We start from the raw sequence: 21683 nt of genomic DNA, 5'->3' as shown, positions 1-21683 counted from the left end.
TAAAAACAGCAAAAAGGAATTCTCCGGAGGGCAGGAAGCGGCCGCTGGAGAATTCCTTTTTTGTTGTATTTGGAATTGGGGTCCATTTTTCAACAGTTCATAGTCTACCTTGCCGGCGAATCAAAATCAAATTTCTTTTCAAAAGCGTTTCTGATCTTGCGCTGTGCTTCGGTCTTGATCTTATGATTTCCGTTAAATTCAACGCCGGTAAGCGCCAGGGCCTCATCGGGAGTCAGCTGTACATCAATCGAGCCTTTACCTTCGGCATAAGCCGTTTGAGAATTCATCGTGATCACCTCTTCGGTTTAGTATGGGCGGGACGACACGAAAGTATGAATTCAGGGATAGAGTTTTTAAGTTGCTGCAAACGTTTTTTTACAATTTAAATATAACATATTGTGTAAGCATTAACAAGCGAAATCGCGGGTTTTCCCTGCCTATTTTTCGTCTTTTTTCCGGGTGCCAATGTTACGCTTGACGCTGAATTTTGTTACAATAGACGGGTTAGAAAGAAATGGCTGTACTTCTTTAAACAGACCGTACGCCTGTACGATGCAAATATAAGGATTATGCCGGCCCGGCTGCTGATGCCTGGCTCTCAAAATGAACGTTCTTATATTTAGGAAAGGAGCTTCACCGTGAGTCTTTTACAGACCTCCTCTCCGCTGATGTGGGGAGATAAACGGTTCCATACCTGGAACTACGAAATGCGCGGAACTATGGATACCAAGGTGTTCAAGGTTATGCTTGATGCCGGCTTTACCTGTCCGAACCGCGACGGCTCAATTGCCAAGGGGGGCTGCACCTTCTGCAGCGCCAGAGGCTCCGGTGATTTCGCCGGCAGCCGCCGAGACGATCTGGTCACCCAGTTCAACAAGGTGCGTGACCGCCAGCATCTGAAATGGCCGAACGCCAAGTATATCGGCTACTTCCAGGCCTACACCAATACGTACGCCCCGGTTGAGGAGCTGCGGGAATATTATGAGGTCATTCTGCAGCAGCCGGGCGTGGTCGGCTTATCCATTGCCACACGGCCCGACTGCCTGCCGGATGATGTGGTTGAATATCTGGCGGAGCTTAACCAGCGGACCTACCTTTGGATTGAAATGGGCCTGCAGACGATCCATAACTCCACCTCGGACCTGATCAACCGTGCCCATGATTCCCAGTGCTATATCGACGCTGTCGCCAAGCTGCGCGCCCACGGCATCCGGGTCTGCACCCACATCATTCACGGCCTGCCCCAGGAAACCCACGAAATGATGCTGGAGACCGTATCAGCCGTAGCTGCAATGGATGTGCAGGGGATCAAGATTCATCTGCTGCATCTGATGCGCAAAACCCCGATGGTCAAGCAGTACGAAGCCGGCCTGCTGCGGTTCATGGAGCAGGACGAATACGTTAAGCTGATCGTTGACTCGCTGGAGCTGCTGCCGCCGGAGATGATTGTCCACCGCCTCACCGGGGATGCACCGCGCGAAGCCCTGATCGGGCCGCTCTGGAGCCTGAAGAAATGGGAAGTGCTGAATGCGATTGATGCCGAGCTGGTTGCACGCGGCAGCTGGCAGGGTAAGTACTGGAGGAAGGGCTGATGGGCTTCCTGTCCGTTCTCAGCTTTGCCCATAAGTTAACGGCGGAACGCCTGGCCTCCGGCGGGCTGGCCGTTGACGCCACCGTGGGAACCGGTGCGGATACGCTGTTCCTCGCAAAGTGCGCGGGCGCACGCGGCGGGGTGTACGGGTTTGACATCCAGCCTGCGGCGCTTACGCTTGCGGAAGAGCGCCTGCGGCTGGCCCGGGAGGAAGCGCCTGCTGCGCTTGCTCCCGTAACGCTGCTTGCGCGCAGCCATGCAGCGATGGTTGAGGCCGTGCCGCCGCAGTGGCACGGCCGTGTCTCGGCGGTGATGTTCAACCTCGGCTATCTGCCGTCAGGCGATGCCGACAAGACCATCATCACCGAGACCGGGAGCACGCTGGCTGCGCTGGCTGCCGCCCTGACGCTGCTGCGTCCGGGCGGCATTATTACAGCCGTGCTCTACCCCGGCCACGACGGCGGCGACCGTGAAGCCGCCGCTGTGGAAGCGTGGGCTGCGGGCCTGCCGCAGCAGCTTGCGCAGAGCATTATTTACCGACAGCTGCAGCGGGCGGCCGCCCCGTATGTCATCGCAGTTGAGAAGAAAAAAGGAGCTGAACCGTACGATGGCAGTAAGCAAGCTTGAGCACATCGGCATTAAGGTAGCGCAGCTTGAGCAGTCCCTTGCATTCTACCAGGAGGTCATCGGCCTCACCCTGCAGGACATCATCGGGGTACCGGGCGATGGCCTGCGGCTCGCCTTCCTGAGCTTCCCCGGCCAGACCAGCGTAGAGATCGAGCTGATCGAGCGTGAATGGGCCGGGCTGCCTGATGAAGGCAAGGTCAGCCATGTCGCCTTCACCGTCACCGGGATCGAGGCTGAATACAGCCGGATTGCCGGGCTGGGCCTTCCGGGCCTGACAGCGGTCAGCACACTGGCCAATGGCAGCCGCTATTTCTTTTTTGACGGGCCGGACGGTGAAAAGCTGGAGTTTTTCGAGTCAACACGCAGTAAATAGAAAACAGGTCAAACCAATTGGAGAGGAAGATACTGTAATGACAAAACCATATCCGCTCAAGTTTCAGCCGGAGTTCAAAGAACGCGTGTGGGGCGGACGTGCCCTGGAGAAGTTTGGTTTAGATCTGCCGGAGGGCCATATCGGAGAAGGCTGGATGATCGCTGACCATCCGAACGGCGTATCCTCGGTGGTTAACGGTGAGCTGGCCGGGCAAGGCCTGGATCAGATCCGTGAGCAATTCGGCCGGGAATGGTTCGGCAGCAAGGGCATTACCGGAGACGGCACCCGCTTCCCGCTGCTGATCAAGCTGCTCGACTGCAACGATAACCTGTCTGTACAGGTGCATCCGACAGATGATTACGAAGGATTGCCGAAGGGCGAACTGGGCAAAACAGAAATGTGGTATGTGCTCGACGCCAAGCCCGGTGCCAAAATCATCTACGGCCTGAAGGAAAATGTCACCCGCGAAAGCCTGCAGGCTGCACTGGAGAACGGCACCGTAATGGATACCATGCAGGAAATTACCGTTGCCGCAGGAGATGCCTTCTATATTCCGGCAGGCACTGTGCATGCCCTCTGCGCAGGTGTAGTAGTAGCGGAGATTCAGCAGAACTCGGATACTACATACCGCATTTACGATTACGACCGCCCTGGCCTCGACGGCAAGCCGCGTGAGCTTCATATCGAAGACTCGCTGAATGTTACTGCTTATGAAGGCGCAGGCGCTACTTCCATGAAGACGGACAGTGCTGTTGCCGGAGAATGGCTGCAGATTGCCTCTTCCCCATATTTTATCGTGGAAAAAGGGATCGTGAACGGCGAATGGAATCTCGCCACCACCCCGGACAGCTTCACCATTCTGGTCATCTGCGAAGGCAGCGGGCATCTGACCTGGGAGGGCGGCTCCCAGCCTTATGCCGCTGGCGAATGCTACCTGCTGCCGTCTACGCTTGGCGCGTATGGTATTGAAGGCCACTCCACTGTGCTGCGCTCTTATTTGCCATAGGGCAGGCGTAGTTGAGAATGACTGTAATAGCGATTAACCAGGGTATGCTTTCGAAGCAGTTTTGTACGGTGTAATCTCACAGTAGAGTCGCTCACAAAACTTTCAGGAGGACATGCAATGAGGGAAAACAGCTTTACGATGACCGATCCCTTAGGCGTAAATATCCATGTCTATGTATGGCTGCCTGAACCGGAGGCTCCGGTCAGGGGTATAGTACAGATCGCCCACGGCATGTGCGAGACGGCTGCCCGCTATGCGCGCTTCGCCTCGGCACTGACCGCCGCCGGATATGCTGTTTACGCCAATGACCACCGCGGTCACGGCAAAACAGCGGGCAAGGTCAATCTGCTTGGCGACACCGGCGAGAACGGCTTCTACTGGATGCGGCGCGATTTGGTTCAGCTTGCGAATATCGCCCGCTCCCGGCACGAAGGCTTACCCATCTTTCTGCTGGCTCACAGCATGGGCTCCTTTCTTGCCCAGAAGCTGATGTGCGAGGAAGGCAGCGATGTGTATACCGGTTATATTCTCAGCGGCACCAACGGTCCGCGCAATATGCTGCGGGCCGGTGAATCGCTCGCCGCGCTGCAGCTGAGGCTTCAGGGCGAACGGCATCGCAGTGTGCTGCTTAACGGCATCGTATTCGGGGCCTACAACCGCTCGTTCTCTCCTATCCGCACAGCTTTTGACTGGCTGAGCAGTGATCAGCAGGAAGTGGACCGCTTCATCGCCGACCCGTTTTGCGGAGCGATCTGCACGACCCGCTTTTTCCGCGACTTCTTCCGGCTGCTGCGGGATATCCACTGTCAGGAGACACTGCTCCAGCTATGCAAGGATAAGCCGGTCTATCTTTTCTCGGGCGCCAAAGATCCGGTAGGCATGAACGGCCAGGGCGTGCTGCGGCTCGCCACACTCTACCAGGAACAAGGTCTCAGCGACGTAGAGTACCGCCTGTATCCGGAGGGGCGGCATGAGATGCTAAATGAGGTGAACCACGAGGAGGTCACCGCCGATGTTCTCGACTGGCTGGTCCGCCATCTTCCGGCAGAGTCTCTTCTGCTGCAGCCCGCCGCGAACTGAGCGCCATACAAAGTGATATAACCATAAGAAGCCGTTCCTGTGCCGCTGTTTGGCTGAAGGAACGGCTTCTTGCAGTGTAATGCTGCTAGTGCTGTTAGTGCTGTTAGTGCTGTTAGTGCTGTTAGTGCTGTTAGTGCTGTTAGTGCTGCTAGTGCTGCTAGTGCTGCTAGTGCTGCTAGTGCTGCTAGTGCTGCTAGTGCTGCTAGTGCTGCTAGTGCTGCTAGTGCTGTTAGTGTGGTCCACACTGCTCTCTCCAGTAAACTACACATGCCAAAACCCAGCGCCCTAACCTGTAACGGCCCCAGATAACGTTATTTGCTGATTTTTGAGACACTTCAGGTTCTTACGGACTCAGATGCTCTTATCTATGCTGAATCGCGCCGGATTGTGGATTTTCACCTGTCATAAGGTCTCCTCAGTCCGTTACAATTCTCCCTCCCCCTATGCGGGGCATATCAAGGGCTCTCCGGTCCGTTAGAGGTGACAGCACCGGGCGCATCGGGGGTGTAGACGTGAAGCAGCAGATTCGTAGGCGAGAGGAAGCCGAGGTAGGCAGACACTTCGGGTATGTATCTACGCGGCGGACCTGTGCGTAGGCGAGAGGAGCCGAATTATGCAGACACGCGGCGGCGAGGTATGTTCCGATAGATAGTCTGCTCTATGAGCTTGAACCAGCTATGCCCGCAGAAAGGTACAGCAGTACAAAAAAAGCCCTCTTGTTATGAACAACAAGAGGGCTTTTTGCAGGCTGGATATGCGCGACGGACGAACGTGTATGAAAATGTGCTATTAGCCCCTTAGCCTTCCCAAGGGATAATCTGCAGCTCCGGCCATTTCGCTTGCCATTTCTCGGCCTTGCTGCGGTACACGGCTTCACTGATCAGTCTCTTATTCGGCCTTACCGTCAGGCTGAATAAATCCTCCAGACCGAAGGGTGCGTAGATTTGCCATTCTCCGGACGGCTCAAGCCTTGCTCCAAGTGAGGTTACGGATGTCGGCCAGCTGTCTACGGCTGCTTCCAGGCTGGAGTATGGCTGAAGCCTGATTCCGAATTTGTCCTCATACCACAGATGGACGCGGGCCTGATTCTTGATATCCAGCGGAACAGTAATCCCGTTAAAATGCTCCCGCCCCTCAGCTGCCTGTTCACTCTCTGCCTCAAAGCTTAGATCAGCCGGGTCAAAATAAACCAGATCAATATCGCTGATCCCATACTCCGCCGGGCGCCCGGTCAGCTGATTCCATACGGTCTGGACGAGGCAGCCTGCTCCAACGTAATACGGTAACGGCTCCAGAAACTGTGCCCTGCGGAAAACCTCCATCAGCAGCGGACTCTCCGAAAATAGTCCGGCCAGCCGCTCCAGATACAGATCATGATTCTCCACAAGCTTCAGGCTCTGATTCATCTTCTCTCCCGCTCCCTGTCCAGATAATCTTAATCCAACGGCAAAGCATAATACTGCGCGCGCTGGCTCTCATCCTGCTGGTACAGCACAATCAGCAGGGTACTTCCACCGTCTTCCGGTACCGCTTCAGCAACTGCAACTGCTGCAGCCGGCACGTTCACCGCCATAGCATCGGCCTCTGCAGTTTCACTGCCGGCGGTTTCTCCTGCGGTAACCAGCAAAGCCTCCAGAGCTGCATCCGCCCGCAGCCCGCTGATCGAATTCAGCACAGGCGCAAGCCGGAACGGCAGCACCTCGAGCACCAGGAATTTCTGCAGCTCACGCTCACTGTAGCCAGCTTCCGCAAGTGCTGCGGAGACCCGCTCCGGATGAGCGGCGATTTCTTTCATATGGCGCGCCCACTCCGGCTTCTCCAGCGCGTTTTCCCACCAGATTTTGCGCGGCTTGTATTTGTGCCCCAGGAAGTAATCCAGCTTCATCAGTCCTGTAATAATCTCCATTGAAGGGGTATCTCTGTCCATCAGGAACGCATGCAGCCGAGTGAACAGGTCCTCCAGCTGGTGGCCGATCTTCTGCCAGCCCCGCTCCTCCCAGTAATCGCCGAACTCCTGAAAGAAATCAAACGGTGACTCAAAAATATGGCGGATCAGATACTTTACCGTATGATCCAGCCGGTGGCTGTTCCAGTATTTCTCCAGCACATCCTCCAGCCGCTTCAGCGAGATAATATCGGAGAAGGACATGACGTGGGAGCTGAGAATCTCGTATGGCGCATGCTCCATGTAGGTGTAATCGTATTTGGCCGCCTGGGAGCGCAGCCCGGTGCCGCGCAGCATTTTGAGGAAGCCCAGCTGCAGCTCCTCCGGCTCCATCACGAAAACGTCATTAAAGGTTTTGCGGAAGGTCGCGTAATCCTCCTGCGGCAGTCCGGCGATCAGATCCAGATGCTGGTCGATGTTGCCGCTGGCTTTGATTTTCATCACGGTACGGGACAGCTTGGTGAAATTCTGGCGGCGCTTGACCAGCTCATTCGTCTCATCATTGGTCGACTGCACGCCGATTTCAAAGCGGAAGATACCCGGCGGCGCGTTCTCGGACAGAAAATCCAGCACCTCAGGCCGCATAATGTCGGCTGTAATCTCGAACTGGAACACGCAGCCCTGATGGTTGTCGATCAGGAACTGGAACATTTCCATCGCATAGCTGCGGTTGATGTTGAACGTACGGTCCAGAAATTTAATGACCTTCGCCCCGTTATTGATCAGATAGAGCAGATCCGACTTCACCCGCTCAATATCGTAATAGCGTACACCGACCTCAATACTAGATAAGCAGAACTGGCAGTTGAACGGACAACCCCGGCTGGTCTCAAAATAAACAATCCGCTTGCTTAGATCCGGCAGATCATCGGCGAACCGGTGCGGTGTCGGCAGCGTGTTTAGATCGCTTTTGGGACGCGGAGGGTTGACGATCAGCTCTTCGCCCTTACGGTACGCTGCTCCATAGACAAAATGGAATTTGCGCTCATCCCGCAGCTCCTGCAGCAGATGGTGGAAGGTCTCCTCCCCGTCACCGTTAACGACAAAATCAACGCCCGCCTCCCGCTTCATCCAGTAGAGCGGCTCATAGGATACTTCCGGCCCGCCCAGAATAATCTTAACTTCCGGCAGCACCTGCTTAAGGATACCGACCAGCTTGATCGTCTCCTCGATGTTCCATATATAACAGGAAAAGCCGATCACATCGGGCTTCTTCTGGAATAGGTCTGACACGATATTCATCGCAGGATCTTTGATGGTGTATTCCGCCAGCACAATATCCGGGAATTCATGCTCACTGTACGCCTTAAGGAGGCGGATGGCCAGCGAGGTGTGGATGTACTTGGCGTTTAATGTGGCCAGGACGATTCTCATGCCTTATAACCTTCTTTACATATCATTTTGAAAAAACTCCAGAAACGGCTTGCCGTATTTCCGGTACTTCACTTCCCCGACACCCTTCACTCTCAGCATCTCCGCTTCCGTCTGCGGGCAAACCACACTCATCTCACGCAGGGTCGCATCATTAAAAATAATATAAGAAGGCACATGCTCGCGCCCCGCCAGATCGCGGCGGATCAGGCGCAGCTGCTCGAACACCGTCTCGTTGACGGCGGACGGTGAATGATCGTAGCCCCGGCTGCGGCTCCGTCCGGAGCCGGCACCGCCGGTAACCAGCGGCCGGGCAACCCGCTGCTGCACCTGGCGCTGGCCGCGCAGCACCTCGGCTGCCAGCGGCTGCAGCCGCACTACCGGATACTGGCCCTCTGAAAGGGCCAGATACCCCTCCGAGATCAGCACATTGATGCTCTCGGTAATTTCCTTCTCCGTGCGGCTCGACATCGCACCATGCGTCGGCAGCTGCTCAAAGCCGTACTGCAGCACCTTCTGGTTACGGGAGCCCTTCAGCACCGAAGCGACCAGCGCCACCCCGAAGCGCTCCCGCATCCGGTGGATGCAGGAGAAAATCTTCTGCGCGTCTACGGTCATATCGACCAGCTCGCGTTCATCCGTGCAGTTACTGCAGATGCCGCACAGCTTGTCTTCATCGTCTTCGCCGAAATAAGCAAGCTGCGCGCTGCGCAGGCACCGGGTCGTATAGCAGTATTCAATCATCTGCTGCAGCTTGCGGTATTCATTGGCCTTGCGCTCAGGGTCCTGGGGATTCTGCTCAATCAGGAATTTCTGGGTCATAATGTCCTGCGCGCTGAACAGCAGGATACACTCACTCGGCTCCCCGTCCCTCCCGGCGCGTCCGGCCTCCTGGACGTAAGCCTCCATATTCTTCGGCATGTTGTAGTGAATAACATAGCGCACATTGGATTTGTCGATCCCCATCCCGAATGCGTTGGTCGCAACCATGACCCGGATGTCGTCATAGAGGAAGCCTTCCTGGCTGTCCGCCCGTTCCTGGTCGCTCATTCCGGCATGATAGCGGCCTGCGGCAATCCCCGAAGCCTGCAGCCGCTGGTGAAGATCATCGACCTCTTTGCGGGTCGCAGCATACACAATGCCCGGCTGGTGTGAATGACTTGCGGCATAGTCGAGCACAAATTCGCGCTTGTTCTCGCCGCGCAGCACCGACATCGCCAGATTGTCCCGGCCCAGCCCGGTCATGAACACGCCCGGCTGGCGCAGACGCAGCAGCCGGACCATATCCTCCATTACCTCCGGTGTCGCCGTCGCCGTAAAGGCGGCAAGAATCGGCCGCTGCGGCAGCTCCTCGACAAACGGCGCTACTGCCAGATAGCTGGTGCGGAAGTCATGTCCCCACTGTGATACACAGTGCGCCTCGTCTACAGCCACGCAGGAGATAGAGAGGCCCGCCATCTCCAGGCGGAACCAGTCCAGCTCCAGCCGCTCGGGCGCCACGTAGAGCAGCTTCAGCTCGCCCCGGCGTGCGGCGCGGATCCGCTCGTTCACTTCCTTGCCGCTCAGGGTGCTGTTAATATAAGCGGCCGAAATGCCGGCCGTGGTCAAGGCATCTACCTGATCCTTCATCAGTGAGATCAGCGGCGAGATAACAAGTGTCAGCCCCGGCATCAAGAGCGCCGGAACCTGATAACAGATCGATTTGCCTCCGCCGGTCGGCATAATACCCAGCGTATCGCCGCCTTCGAGCAGATGCTGTACGATTCTTTTCTGGCCTTCCCGGAAATCGGGATAGCCGTAATATTTCTGCAGTTCAGCCTGCGCCTGTTCCATAGTAGGTGCTTGCATATTCATCGCGATCATAACTCCTAAAAGTTTCTGAGAATCTCCGTTATTAAATCCGCTTTTTATCCAAAAATCACTTTCACGGCAAAAGCTTCGGCTTATAATATCCTCTCTTTAGTTTACCGGGCAACGGGGCATTGAGCAACCGCAGAAAGGACAATTCAACACCTGCTCTACACTGCTGTATGTACTTTATTCAGGGCACTATACCCGCATAGCCCGGCTAGAAAGAACCCTTCTTTAAGAGGATCCTGCGCAGGCTTACATAAAAACAGCAGCTGCAAGCAAGACTTTATAGTGATCTTCTAAACTGCCAATCCAAAGGAGGCGGACCCTCTGCAAGCCTGGAAAGAAAAATATACTTCTTATCTCAATAAGCAGCAGTCCGGCTCTCCGCAGCTTTCCGGTGATGACAGCGTGAGCCGCAGCCTGACCGGCAACCTGGAGCAGCTCCAGACGATACTTGGGGATAACGGAGACCTGGTAATCCGGGATTTCCTGCTGTTCGGCCAATATGAGGCTGCACTGGTCTTTTTATCGTCACTTGTGAATGAGGAGCAAATCCGGGAGCATATCCTGAAGCCGCTGCTGGTCTGCCCGGATAGCCCTCCCGGTACTCCTGAGGATCTTGATCATATCATCCATTATGTCTGGACAAAAGCAATCCAGGTCACACAGGGCAATTCTGAGCAGAAGCTTGATCAGCTGCCCCCTGCCATCGTCAAAGGCAATCTTGCCCTGCTGATAAACGGCGTACCCGAGGCCCTTTTGCTGGATATGCGGCAGATTGAACTGCGCGGTGTAGACCAGCCGCAGACGGAGCAGGTCATCCGCGGACCCCGGGAGGGCTATGTGGAAAAGCTGGAGAACAACCTTGCTTTACTTCGCTATCGGCTGCAGAGCACAGATCTGCGGATCGAGATCAGCCCGCTCGGAGCCCGGACCCGGTCAAGGGTTGCCTTATGTTACCTCGACAGCCTCGCCGATCCGCAGCTCGTAGCCGAGGCGATGCGCAGAATCTCCATTATTGAGACCGACGGGATCATCGATGCCGGTTATATTGAGCAGTTCATTGAGGACCAGCCGCTATCTCCTTTTCCGCAGGTGCAGAACACCGAGCGGCCGGACAAGACCGTCGCAGCGCTGCTGGAAGGCAGAGTTGCAATTCTTGTAGACGGCTCACCGTTTGCACTCATTGTCCCGGCCCTGTTCAACCAGTTCTTCCAGACGGTCGACGATTACACCGAGCGGTTCATCATGGGCAGCCTGATCCGGCTGATAAGGCTGATTGCCCTGGCCAGCTCGCTGTTTTTCCCTGCCCTCTATGTTTCTGTAATCTCCTTCAACCCGGAGCTGATGCCTACAGACTTCGCTGTCGCCATCTCAGGGGGACGGGCAGGCGTTCCGTTTCCGGCGGTACTGGAGGTGCTGATTATGGAGGTATCCATGGAGGTGCTGCGCGAGGCAACCATCCGCCTGCCGCAGATGATCGGCGGCGCCCTGTCCATCGTCGGCGTGCTCGTCATCGGCCAGGCTGCGGTGGCAGCCGGGCTGGCCAGCCCGATTACGGTTGTCATCGTGGCGCTGACGACCATCGGCTCGTTCGCCACGCCGGCCTATAATGCGGCGATTGCGCTGCGGATGCTGCGGTTTCCGCTGATTCTTTTGGCCGGAATGTTCGGCCTGTACGGGGTTATGATCGGCACAATCCTCATCATTAACCACCTGCTGTTCCTGGAGTCCTTCGGCGTGCCGTATATGTCCCCGTTTATTCCCGGCAAATGGCGGGACTGGAAGGATACGCTGGTACGGGCGCCGCTCTGGTGGATGCGCCGCCGCCCCAGCTTTCTGCATGTCCGGGACAGCACGAGACTCCCGCAGTCTGTTCCGGCAGCATACGAAGACCAGATTCTCCAGCAGGGAGGCGAAGCAGATGAGCAATACCCGTCAGATCACGACGCTGCGGACCGCAGCCGTAATCGGTAGCACCATTATCGGAGTAGGGATCCTCAGCTTTCCCCGATACATGGCTGCTGCCGGAGGGAGCGGTGCACCGTTTGTCGCCTTTTGCGGCATCGCTATCTCCATTATCTGCTTCTGGCTGCTGGCTTCGTTATGCCGGCGCTTCCCCCGGGAATCTCTGTTTGTCTTTAGCCGCCGCCTGATCGGGAAGCCGCTCTCGTTCATATTCGCCGTGCTGATCCTGCTCATTTTCATCCTGCTGACAGGGCTCACCGCACGCCAGTTCGGGGATGTCGCAACCACCGTGCTCTTTAAAAAAACGCCTATTGAGGCTACGGTTTTCCTGATGCTGCTGCTCTGCCAGCTCTCCTCCAGAAGAAATATCATTAAATTTACTTATATTCACTTCTTCTATCTGCCGCTGATTATTGGGCCGATTCTCTTTATCACGCTGCTGTCGATGCGCAATATGGATCTGCTGAATCTGCAGCCGGTGCTGGTCATGCCTTCGGCAACGTTTTGGAGAGGTACGGTGGAGGCCAGCTACCTGTTCCAGAGCTCTTTTATCATCGTGCTGCTGGTCCCCTTTATGCAGAAGCCGAAGCAGGCCGTGCGGGCCGGTATTCTTGCCATCGCTATCGCCGGTCTTATCTACCTGCTGATTGTTATTGCCGCTATCGGGCTGTTCGGCTCCGAGGAAACGAAGCTGCTGATCTATCCCACTCTGGAATCCGCACGTTCAGCTGCTGTAGGCGAAGGGTTTCTGGAACGGCTGGACGCTATCTTTATTATCCTGTGGGTTATTTCGGTCTTCACCACCTTATACAGCACCTACTATCTGGCCGCTTGTCTGCTTCAGCATCTGTGCGCCTTCCGGGATCAGCGGATGAGCTCCACCCTTATCCTGCCGGTTACCTTCATCATTGCCGCTCTCCCTTCCAATGTATTCGAGACCTATAGCTGGTCCCTTGCCCTGGGTACTGCTTCCATGATTATCCTGTCCCTGTACCTGTTCCTGTTATGGGGCATGTATCTGCTCCGCCGCTCCCGAAAGCGGGGTGTAGCGTAATGAGGCCGCTCCGCAGCTGCGCCCCTGCAGTGCTTGTCCTGGCTATCCTCGCCCTGCTGCTGACAGGCTGCTGGGATCAGGTAGAAATAGAAGACCGGGCACTCGTGCTCGGCCTGTCCATCGATGACGCTTCGCCTGAAGAAATGGCAACGGAAGAGCAGGTGACCCACCTGGACAATACAAAGCTGCCCGGCCGGGGTATCAGCGTGACAGCCCAGATTGCGGTTCCGGGGCGGGTCCCCCTCGGACCGGGCAGCGGCAGCTCCAGCGACGGGGCCAAAGCTAGTCCCGTGTGGGTAGTGACTGTGGCAGGCCATACGCTGGATGATGCAATGAACAATCTGCAGCAGCAGATCGCCGATCCGCGGTATCTCGTGCATCTGCGGGTTATCGTGATCAGCGAATCTATTGCACGCGGCCGCATGGATGAGCTGCATGACTATCTGCGGCGCAATCCCGAAATCCGGCGCAGGACCTGGATGCTTGTCTCGGAGGGCAGAGCCTCCCGTTTCATGGATGTTGATCCGCCATTACAGCGGGTGCCCACCCTCTATATTCTTTCCATGATGGAAAAAGCGGTCGCTTCGGGGAAGTTCCCCCGGGATTATCTCGGCCGCTTCTGGTCTGCTGATTCCAAATGGGGACAAAGCGCCTACCTTCCTTACGTCGCCCTCCGTGAAAAAGAGAATATACTGATTGAAGGCCTGGCCTATTTCAGCAGCAGCCGGATGATCAATACAACTAAGCCGCTGGAAATCGGCGCCTTTATGGCGATACAGGGCATGGACCCGGGCGGCTACTCTACCTTGTTCAGGACCGAAAAGCTCGGTACCGTGATGATTAAAGTCAACCGCCGGTTCACTAAAACAACCAGCTCGATCAGGGATGGTACGCCCCACTTTAAATACGAGCTCTATTTCGAAGGAGATTTGGACGAGCACTTTGACAGCGATAAGCCAATCAGCTCCTCAGCCGCCCTGCATGAAATCGAGCAGGAATTCAACATCCAGATTGCCGAGGTTGTCCGCGGAGTGATTGAGCGTACCCAGAAGGACCATTCGGATATTTTCGGGATGGGCGAGCAGATCCGTGCCCATCATCAAGGCTATTGGAAGCAGCATATCCACGGTAAAAACGACTGGGAGGAGCTGTACAGCCGGGTAAAGGTGGACATCACCCTTCATATGCATTTGCAGAGAGTAGGCTTGAAGGGCAGCTAAATCTTATCTTGATAAAGGAGGAATGCCGGATGATCCGCTTGCTGGCCTGCACCGCCATGGTGCTGCTGTTCTCCGCGCTGGTGCTGCTGGCGGTTGACCGGAATATCTACCGGACCAGCGGCTGGGTCCGCGATTCCAAATATGCGGCTGTCACGGGCTGGACCTGTACAGGTGCAGCAGGGCTCATTCTCGCCGGACTGCTGATTTACATGTAGCCCTCCGTGGCCGAAGCATTGCCGGCTGTCTCGCTTGGCTTTCGCGGCGGCTCCATAGTATTTCTTCAGCACCCGTGTTATATTGAAGAGTACTCTACTACAGGACGGAGAATGCAGTTATGAACACAAGAAGAAATCCCAAGGAAGCGTCCAGACGGGGCGCCAAGCCAGGTGCCTCCTCCCAGGCACAATCACAGTCAAAACCGGGTGCAAGAACCCGTTCCAATAAACCGGGCGGCAAGACTGCTCCTTCAGTCAGGGCAAAGGCTGCGCCTCAGGTCAAAAGCTATACCGTATCCGAGCCGGCTGAGCTCCTGCCGTTCCTGCTGGACAAGCTGAGCGGGCGCGGGCGCAATTCTGTTAAGTCGCTGCTGTCCCGCGGGCAGGTATCCGTGAACGGCAAAGCCGTTACTAAGCATAACTATCCGCTGCAGCCGGGCCATACCGTAGCCATTGACCTGGAGAAGCAGGTTCAGGCCAAGGAGATGGCCGGACTGACCATCGTCCATGAGGATGATGATCTGATTGTCATCCAGAAGGATGCCGGACTGCTGTCCATCGCCACCGGTGAGGAGGATGAACAAACCGCATACCGCCAGCTCATGGAGCATGTGCGCCTGAGTAATCCGCGTAACCGCATCTTTGTAGTACACCGGCTGGACCGCGACACCTCTGGAGTGATGATGTTCGCCAAAAGCGAGGCGGTGCAGCAGAAGCTGCAGATGAACTGGAAGGACACGGTCAAGGAACGTTCTTACGTGGCGCTGGTAGAAGGAGCCGTCAAAAAAGCTGAAGGCACGGTCAGCTCCTGGCTCAAGGAAACCTCCACGCTCAAAATGTACTCCAGCCCGCATGAAGGCGACGGCCAGCATGCCGTAACCCACTATAAACTGATCCAGGCAAACCGCCACTTCTCCCTGCTGGAAGTGCGGCTTGAGACCGGACGCAAAAACCAGATCCGTGTCCACATGGCCGACATCGGCCATCCGATCGCCGGTGACAAGAAATACGGTGCCGAAACCAAGGCAGTAGGCCGGCTTGGCCTGCATGCCCGTGTGCTCTCCTTTGTGCACCCGACAACCGGCGACCTGCTGACCTTCGAGAGTCCGATTCCGAAGACTTTCCTGAAGTACACCGCCCCGGCACCGGCGAATTAAGGAATAATACGACGGCAGATGGCCGGGGCAGAGAATGAATGAGCAGCAAGCAGAGTTTGAATTGGCCGAGGCTGAGCTTGGTCTGACCGGATTGAGTATGGTTTGACCGGAATCTGAGCTTAATCTGACCGGAGGCTGATATGGCTTGACCGGAGGCTGAGCCTCCTCCCGAGTAACAAAGCAGATAGTTGCACTTTGTGCAGCTATCCTGCCTGATTTTTGGAGTTTGTCCATGATAACTGCACTTCGTGCAGTTATTTTTGCGTTTTCCCTGTAAATATCGCTAAATTGGCGAATATAACTGCACAAACTACAGTTATTCTCTCATTTTCCCGATAATACGTCGGAATAAGTGTATAAAGTGCAGCTATGTCGGTATGCGATCTGAGTTACCCAGTTCGGGGCCGCCTTACATGAAGCCTGCCCGGTGCTCATCTCCCCTCCCCCCGTCAATGCAGACACATCGGACGGGCTCCAAGCCGGAACATTTCCGCTCTCTTTTGCGTCATGATACAATAAAAAGAAAAAGGTAAGAAGGTGCGTCCTTGTTCCACCCTACTGTTTTTGACAACATTAAGATTGCCTTTGAAAACCAGCTGTACGACTACGATAATCTCGACGGCGTGCTGACGATTACCGGCCGCACTGACCTGCTTAATCTGGCCGTTATGTCCAGGGAATTCACGCTTGCCTTCAAGCTAACGGACGGAATCAGCGTAACCTCCGAGGTCGTCCTCCGCTCCTCAGTGAAGGAGCTCAGCGATGAAATTCTGGAAGCCCCGGACAGTAATCCCGGCTGCAGCCTGCTGCTCCGCTTTTATATGGAAATTACCGACACAGCGCTTCAGTGCCCTGCAATTGAACGCATTCTGACCGGCATCTGGGGGCCTGAGCTGAAGCCTGAGCAAATCTTAAGCTTCCGCTATGGCGAAGAGGAGCTGCTCTACAGCAACTGTATCCAGCTTACGTTCAAACGGCAGATCACCGAGGAGCAGATGGAGGATATTCCGAGCCTGCTGAACCATCTGCTGCAGAGTGCGGAAGAGCTGGAAAGCATTTAATCTGACAACGGGGTGATCATGGTATGAGATTTCTGCCAACTGCCAAAAGCCACATCTGGTTCCGCTGGATGGCCGTTTACGGTCTCCTGTTCTGGGCAGTGCTGCTATTGTACCGTTTTGCAGTGCTTGCTGAGCCTTTTGATATGATGATCGCCCTGCGGTTCGGCCTGCTTGCACTAGTGGTGTCCGTACTGCTCAATCTGCTGGGCTGGCTCGGTGGAAAGCTGGTCTGGTGCCTGTCCACAGCCGGGCTGATTACCGGACTTATCCTGATGTTCAGCTACGCGTACAGGGATATGTCCGGCTGGGAGGATCTGGCGGGCTTTCTAACCTTCGTGCTGTTTACACTCGGCGGCTTTGCGCTGGGACTGGTGGCCGAGGGGATTTATTTTCTGGTCAAGCGCAGGCGTGAGGGCTGAAGCAGGCTTTTAAAGTACCTGTATTCGTATCTGTATCCGCTTCTGTTTCAGAGGAATCCAAGATGAGGTGACCCCCTATGTCCACTTCCCTTCTGACTAAAAAAGCGCTGGCCCGCTCACTCAAGCAGCTGATGGAGCATACGCCGCTGAATAAAATTACCGTAAAGCTTCTGGTGGAGGACTGCGGATTGAACCGCCAGACCTTTTATTATCATTTCCAGGATATTTTTGAGCTGCTGGGCTGGGTTTACCGGACAGAGGCGGTTGAGAGCATTGCCCGGTACCGCAGCTACAGCACTTGGACCGACGGCTTCTATAAAATTTTCTGCTACATCGAGAACAACAAGGCCTTCTGCTGCAATACGCTGGATTCCCTCGGGAGAACACACTTGGATACGTACCTGTATGAGGTGACAAGCGATCTTGTTATGGGTGTGCTTCAGGAGCTGTCAGCCGGGATGGAGGTCAGCAGTGAGGACAAGGCGTTTATCGCCAATTTTTATACTCTGGCCTTCACAGGACTGATTATTCAATGGATGCGCAGCGGCATGAAGGAGCAGCCGAAGCATATGATTGAACAGCTGAGTATGATGATAGAGGGTAATTTCAGCAATGCGCTGCATAAATACGAGAACAAGCTGGTATAGCCTTAGGCTGTCCGGCTTTTTTTACATACACGCCATTAAAGGATCCAAAGTCCGACCAGCCGGCCGTCCCCTACATATTCTGTATATTTTTGTCAAATAACTAGACACTTCATGCCAAATGACCAAAATCCGGACACTCCGGCGGTTTTGATTATACCCTCTGTTCCGCTCCTGGATTACATTAGGGGCAGCAAGTGAACAGCACATCAACAACCCTATGGAGGCGACTTTTGTGACAAAAGAGCACGGTAACCGGCAGGTTTATTTTGTAGGCGGCGGCATTGCATCCCTTGCGGGAGCGGCTTATCTCGTCAGGGATTGTGATTTTCCCGGGCAAAACATTCATATTATTGAAGAAATGCACATTCTCGGCGGCAGTAATGACGGCGCGGGCGATGTGGATCAGGGCTATGTGATCCGCGGCGGGCGGATGCTTAATGATGAAGTATATGAAAATCTGTGGGAGCTGCTGAGCACCATTCCGTCTATCGACCATCCGGGACAATCGGTGCGCGAGGAGATCATCGCCTTCGATACTGCTAACCCCACTCATTCCAATGCGAGACTGATCGACCGCAGCGGCAAGGTTCAGGATGTGCTGTCGATGGGCTTTGATATGGCTGACCGGCTGGCAATGGGTAAGCTGATCATTACGCCGGAGGAAGCGATGGGTAAGGCGCGGATTAACGACTGGTTCGGTCCGCATTTTTTCGAGACCAATTTCTGGTATATGTGGGCGACCACGTTCGCCTTCCAGCCTTGGCACAGTGCAGTCGAATTCAAGCGGTACATGCTCCGCTTCATGCATGAGTTCCCGCGGATTCAGACCCTGGAGGGGGTAACGCGCACTCCGTATAACCAGTATGATTCCATCATTCTGCCTCTGCAAAAGTATTTGGAGCCGCACGGAGTGGACTTTTCGCTGAAATGTACCGTAACCGATCTGCAGTTCAAGGACGGCGACGGCATTACGGTTACGCAGATGAACGTGTTGCGCGAGGGTATTGCGGATGTCATTGAGGTAAAAGAAGGCGACCTCGTTATCGTCACAAACGGTTCGATGACCGAAAGCGCAAGCCTTGGCTCAATGAGCTCTGCCCCTGAGCTGAACGGCAAAGGAAGCTCCTGGAAGCTGTGGGAGAACATCGCCGCCAAAAAGCCGGGGCTTGGCAATCCGTCCCCTTTTGCCGATTATGTGGACGAATCTAAGTGGGAGTCGTTCACCGTCACCTTTCAGGATTCTGTCTTCTTTGACCTGATGGAGAAGTTTACGCGCAACCGGGCCGGCACAGGCGCGCTTGTTACCTTCAAGGATTCCAGCTGGTTCATGTCGGTTGTGCTGGCCTTCCAGCCGCATTTCCGCAATCAGCCCGAGCATGTCAAGGTGTTCTGGGGCTACGGGCTATATCCGGACAAGGTCGGTGATTTCGTCAACAAAAAAATGTGCGACTGCACCGGAGAAGAGATTATGCAGGAGCTCATCGGCCATCTGCATTTTGAGGCGCACCGCGATGAGATTATGGCTACGGCCAATTGTATCCCGTGTATGATGCCGTACATCACCGCCCAGTTCATGCCGCGGCTTGGCACCGACCGGCCGAAGGTTGTGCCGGACGGATCGACTAACCTGGCTTTTATCAGCCAGTTCTGCGAAATCCCGGATGACGTCGTGTTCACTGAGGAATACTCTGTACGCGCTGCGCGAACCGCTGTCTACACTCTGCTCGGCATAGGCCGTCCGGTGGAGCCGATCCGCCAGTACCATTACGATGTGCGGACGCTGTTCGCCAGCTTCGTGACTTCGTTCAGGTAGCGGGCCGGGGTTATTCTGCGAAGCTCGCTGCGGTTGAATGCTGTAAGCTGCGGGCCCGCTGCGAATATATTGCAAAAAGCCAGATCTCCATTTGCCGGAGATCTGGCTTTTTCGTGTATACTATGCGGCGGTGTAACAGTGCTGAGCAAGCTCGCGAACAAGCACCCCGTCATTCTAACGGACCGTATTGCTCTTATTCAGCCCAAATCCGCCAATTTGTCACGCTAACGGACTCAGTTGCACTTATCGGCCTTAATTCGCACATCATTTCAGATTATGAGAGGCAATAACGTCATCTGAGTCCGTTAGAATCCACAACAGCTGGTTTGAAGCTGAATAGCGCCTGTGGTGTCCGTCCCTCGTATTTAAGAGTTTCTCTCACAAATACTCACTCATTCGCAGGATTTCAACGTACTGGAGTAACAGGGAGTGCGAGTTAATGGTGGGGGTTGAGCTGCCAGGAGCGCTAGGGGCATGCAGGAACAAAAGCAGCGTATGACGTGCTTTAATCCAAGGATATCCTGCATACTCCACTTGGCCCATGGAGGTTCACCCTCCCAGATCTCTACGGGTCTATGCCCTCACATTCCTTCGTTACACCTGTCCATGGCGTGGAGACCGATAGCGTTTAGTTAACGGGTCAAGGCCCTTCCGGACACACACACTCGGTTCTCTTATACATGCAATGTTGTAGAATCCTGCGAACAAGTCAATTCTCGTGGTTCCAATTTATGCGGCAACTGGGGCTGCAGATGCACTTTGGTATGATTCCCCTCGCTGGACCATACCGATCAGGATACGAGCCAGCTTGCCAATCAGTTTAAAAAGCGACGCCTGCTTCTTCATGCCCCGTTCCTGGTTGTGCGTATGCCACCGCTTAAAATCCGGGTTTTGCCGCACCAGATTCAGCATTCCCCAGTAGAAGTGCTTGCGGAGCATGCTGTCCCCCCGCTTGGAGAGCTTGATTTGCCCTTTGAACTTACCGGAGGTACACTCAGCCAGATTCAAACCGGCTCGTCGTAACAATTGCCTGCCGTGCGCATACAGGCGCAGGTCGCCCGCTGAGGCTAGAATGGCTGCCAGCGTCATCGTGCCAAGACCCGGGATACTTCGTAATTGCTCAGCCAAAGGAATTTCTTGCAGGATCCGCCCGAGGGCCTCCTCTATTTCACCGAGCATGACGGTTACCTGCTTGTAGGTTTGAATCAGGCGGTAGAGGTCTTGCCGTGCTTCTTCCGTTGCTCTCGTATCCCCAATACTGCGCGCTGCTGCTGCAAGTAACGCGCCTGCTTTCGCTCTGCCACTGACGCCGGAGGCCCGTTTCATCCCTTGCTTGCGCCAAAGTTTAATCACCTCATCCACACTCAGTCTCTTTAGATCACATGGCAAAGGACAAGCGTGGAGCGATGCTAGCGAACGAAGCACTGTCCAGTCCGGAAAGACTTGGCGGAATTCGGGGAAATAAAGGTCGATCCAGCGGACGATTCGATTGCCCAAGCTTATCGATTGCTTTACCCAGTACTCTCTGTCACTCATGAGTGTCTTTAGACGCTCAAAAGTGGCTTCCTGAGTCACATAGTCTGTGTAGTAGCCGCGACTGACCACGTCTGCAATGACAAGCGCATCCTTGGGGTCATTCTTGGATGGGCTATTGTCCCGGTTTTCCTTATTACGGTGGGTGGTCACCGGGTTCACCAACACCACCTCAATCCCTTGTTGAAGCAGCCAATTGGCAAGGTTAAACCAGTAATGCCCCGTAGGTTCAAGTCCAATAAGAAGGGATGTTAGCCGGTGCTTGCTCTGGGCTTCTTTTACCCAACGCAAAAGCTTCTCAAAGCCTTCTAGCGTATTGGGAAAAGACAGATGGCGGGGAGTAAGCGAACGCCCGCGAAAATCGGTCATCTGCGCGGCGTGCATATCCTTAGCAATGTCGATCCCAACCACTACATGCTGCACCGTAATTCGCTCAATACGTTGATTCGTTGTTTCGTTTCGGTTAAACTTCATAGTAAGCGCCTCCTGATGAGTTTTTGGGCTTCCGACCCCTTATACTCTCATCATACGAGGCGCTCTTGTTTTTGTCTAAGCCAATAACTTAGCGAATACAGGAATGTTTAGCCGGAATGGGTTTGCCGGGTTTGCCGGGTTTGCCGGGTTTGCCGGGTTTACCGGGTTTGCATTTGGCTTGGCATCGCTCCAGCAATTTCAGCAATCCGCCGCCAACGGGTTCGGCATTCCGTCAATCGGATCAACAATCCGCCAGCGGATTCTTTAATATGCTG

At 54.9% G+C, this 21683-nt stretch carries 20 protein-coding genes; 15 read left to right on the top strand and 5 right to left on the bottom strand.

The window, feature by feature from the left end; genetic code table 11:
- Nucleotides 1-104 precede the first annotated feature (104 nt).
- Entirely contained in the window at nt 105-287 is a 183-nt protein-coding gene (locus R70723_RS06115; RefSeq protein ID WP_039870595.1) for a hypothetical protein, read from the bottom strand.
- A 381-nt stretch (nt 288-668) separates the two neighbouring features.
- Between R70723_RS06115 and R70723_RS06110 the strand changes: the two genes are divergently transcribed.
- The 5 genes from R70723_RS06110 (at nt 669) to R70723_RS06090 (ending at nt 4677) form a co-directional block, all read left to right on the top strand.
- The gene (locus R70723_RS06110; protein ID WP_039878326.1) at nt 669-1592 is read left to right on the top strand and encodes a tRNA modification radical SAM protein MnmL/YtqA; all 924 of its coding nucleotides are present in this window, start codon (nt 669-671) and stop codon (nt 1590-1592) included.
- Nucleotides 1592-2218: a tRNA 5-(aminomethyl)-2-thiouridylate-methyltransferase MnmM gene (locus R70723_RS06105; protein WP_039870593.1), complete on the top strand. Its 627-nt coding sequence runs from the start codon at nt 1592-1594 to the stop codon at nt 2216-2218. Before R70723_RS06110 ends, R70723_RS06105 begins: the two co-directional genes overlap by 1 nt.
- Nucleotides 2199-2591, top strand: a complete 393-nt coding sequence (locus R70723_RS06100; RefSeq protein ID WP_039870591.1) for a VOC family protein — start codon at nt 2199-2201, stop codon at nt 2589-2591. The genes R70723_RS06105 and R70723_RS06100 overlap by 20 nt, the downstream gene beginning before the upstream one ends.
- A gap of 37 nt (nt 2592-2628) precedes the next feature.
- Nucleotides 2629-3597 carry a type I phosphomannose isomerase catalytic subunit gene (locus R70723_RS06095; protein WP_039870588.1) on the top strand — a complete coding sequence of 323 codons (969 nt, stop codon included), beginning with the start codon at nt 2629-2631 and terminating at the stop codon, nt 3595-3597.
- 117 nt (nt 3598-3714) lie between these two features.
- Entirely contained in the window at nt 3715-4677 is a 963-nt protein-coding gene (locus R70723_RS06090; protein WP_039870585.1) for an alpha/beta hydrolase, read from the top strand.
- Nucleotides 4678-5474: 797 nt separating this feature from the next.
- Here the strand turns inward: R70723_RS06090 and R70723_RS06085 are convergent.
- The 3 genes from R70723_RS06085 to recQ are packed head-to-tail and all read right to left on the bottom strand — an operon-like array spanning nt 5475 to nt 9847.
- On the bottom strand, nt 5475-6083 hold the full coding sequence (locus R70723_RS06085; protein ID WP_081957240.1) for a nucleotidyltransferase family protein: 609 nt from the start codon (nt 6081-6083) through the stop codon (nt 5475-5477).
- A 29-nt stretch (nt 6084-6112) separates the two neighbouring features.
- Nucleotides 6113-7996 (bottom strand): B12-binding domain-containing radical SAM protein, encoded by a 1884-nt coding sequence (locus tag R70723_RS06080; RefSeq protein ID WP_039870583.1) that lies wholly within the window; start codon nt 7994-7996, stop codon nt 6113-6115.
- Between the two features lie 15 nt (nt 7997-8011).
- Complete coding sequence (recQ, locus tag R70723_RS06075) at nt 8012-9847, bottom strand: DNA helicase RecQ (RefSeq protein WP_039870580.1); 1836 nt, start codon at nt 9845-9847, stop codon at nt 8012-8014.
- Between the two features lie 408 nt (nt 9848-10255).
- On the opposite strand from recQ, the gene R70723_RS06070 reads away from it, so the two are divergent.
- From R70723_RS06070 to R70723_RS06030, 9 genes are all read left to right on the top strand, one after another.
- On the top strand, nt 10256-11824 hold the full coding sequence (locus tag R70723_RS06070) for a spore germination protein (RefSeq protein WP_063837754.1): 1569 nt from the start codon (nt 10256-10258) through the stop codon (nt 11822-11824).
- Entirely contained in the window at nt 11772-12869 is a 1098-nt protein-coding gene (locus R70723_RS06065) for a GerAB/ArcD/ProY family transporter (RefSeq protein ID WP_039870578.1), read from the top strand. Before R70723_RS06070 ends, R70723_RS06065 begins: the two co-directional genes overlap by 53 nt.
- The gene (locus R70723_RS06060) at nt 12869-14089 is read left to right on the top strand and encodes a Ger(x)C family spore germination protein (protein WP_039870575.1); all 1221 of its coding nucleotides are present in this window, start codon (nt 12869-12871) and stop codon (nt 14087-14089) included. The genes R70723_RS06065 and R70723_RS06060 overlap by 1 nt, the downstream gene beginning before the upstream one ends.
- 29 nt (nt 14090-14118) lie before the next feature.
- The gene (locus tag R70723_RS06055) at nt 14119-14304 is read left to right on the top strand and encodes a CLC_0170 family protein (protein ID WP_039870574.1); all 186 of its coding nucleotides are present in this window, start codon (nt 14119-14121) and stop codon (nt 14302-14304) included.
- A gap of 119 nt (nt 14305-14423) precedes the next feature.
- Nucleotides 14424-15461: an RluA family pseudouridine synthase gene (locus R70723_RS06050; RefSeq protein WP_039870572.1), complete on the top strand. Its 1038-nt coding sequence runs from the start codon at nt 14424-14426 to the stop codon at nt 15459-15461.
- Nucleotides 15462-16006: 545 nt separating this feature from the next.
- Entirely contained in the window at nt 16007-16522 is a 516-nt protein-coding gene (locus R70723_RS06045; RefSeq protein WP_039870571.1) for a hypothetical protein, read from the top strand.
- Between the two features lie 23 nt (nt 16523-16545).
- Nucleotides 16546-16941, top strand: a complete 396-nt coding sequence (locus R70723_RS06040) for a hypothetical protein (protein ID WP_039870569.1) — start codon at nt 16546-16548, stop codon at nt 16939-16941.
- Between the two features lie 77 nt (nt 16942-17018).
- Complete coding sequence (gene dhaS / locus R70723_RS06035; protein WP_039870567.1) at nt 17019-17588, top strand: dihydroxyacetone kinase transcriptional activator DhaS; 570 nt, start codon at nt 17019-17021, stop codon at nt 17586-17588.
- A 232-nt stretch (nt 17589-17820) separates the two neighbouring features.
- Complete coding sequence (locus R70723_RS06030; RefSeq protein ID WP_197071794.1) at nt 17821-19401, top strand: oleate hydratase; 1581 nt, start codon at nt 17821-17823, stop codon at nt 19399-19401.
- Nucleotides 19402-20130: 729 nt separating this feature from the next.
- On the opposite strand, the gene R70723_RS06025 is transcribed toward R70723_RS06030, so the two are convergent.
- On the bottom strand, nt 20131-21408 hold the full coding sequence (locus R70723_RS06025) for an IS110 family RNA-guided transposase (protein ID WP_039870016.1): 1278 nt from the start codon (nt 21406-21408) through the stop codon (nt 20131-20133).
- Between the two features lie 103 nt (nt 21409-21511).
- Here R70723_RS06025 and R70723_RS33285 point away from each other — a divergent pair, with 103 nt between their 5' ends.
- Nucleotides 21512-21676 carry a hypothetical protein gene (locus tag R70723_RS33285; protein ID WP_156123786.1) on the top strand — a complete coding sequence of 55 codons (165 nt, stop codon included), beginning with the start codon at nt 21512-21514 and terminating at the stop codon, nt 21674-21676.
- Nucleotides 21677-21683: the final 7 nt, after the last annotated feature.

The sequence above is a fragment of the Paenibacillus sp. FSL R7-0273 genome (assembly GCF_000758625.1).
GTDB lineage: Bacteria > Bacillota > Bacilli > Paenibacillales > Paenibacillaceae > Paenibacillus_AQ.
The sequence above is the reverse complement of the archived record's forward strand: the minus strand, read 5'-3'. Positions and strand labels throughout refer to the sequence as shown.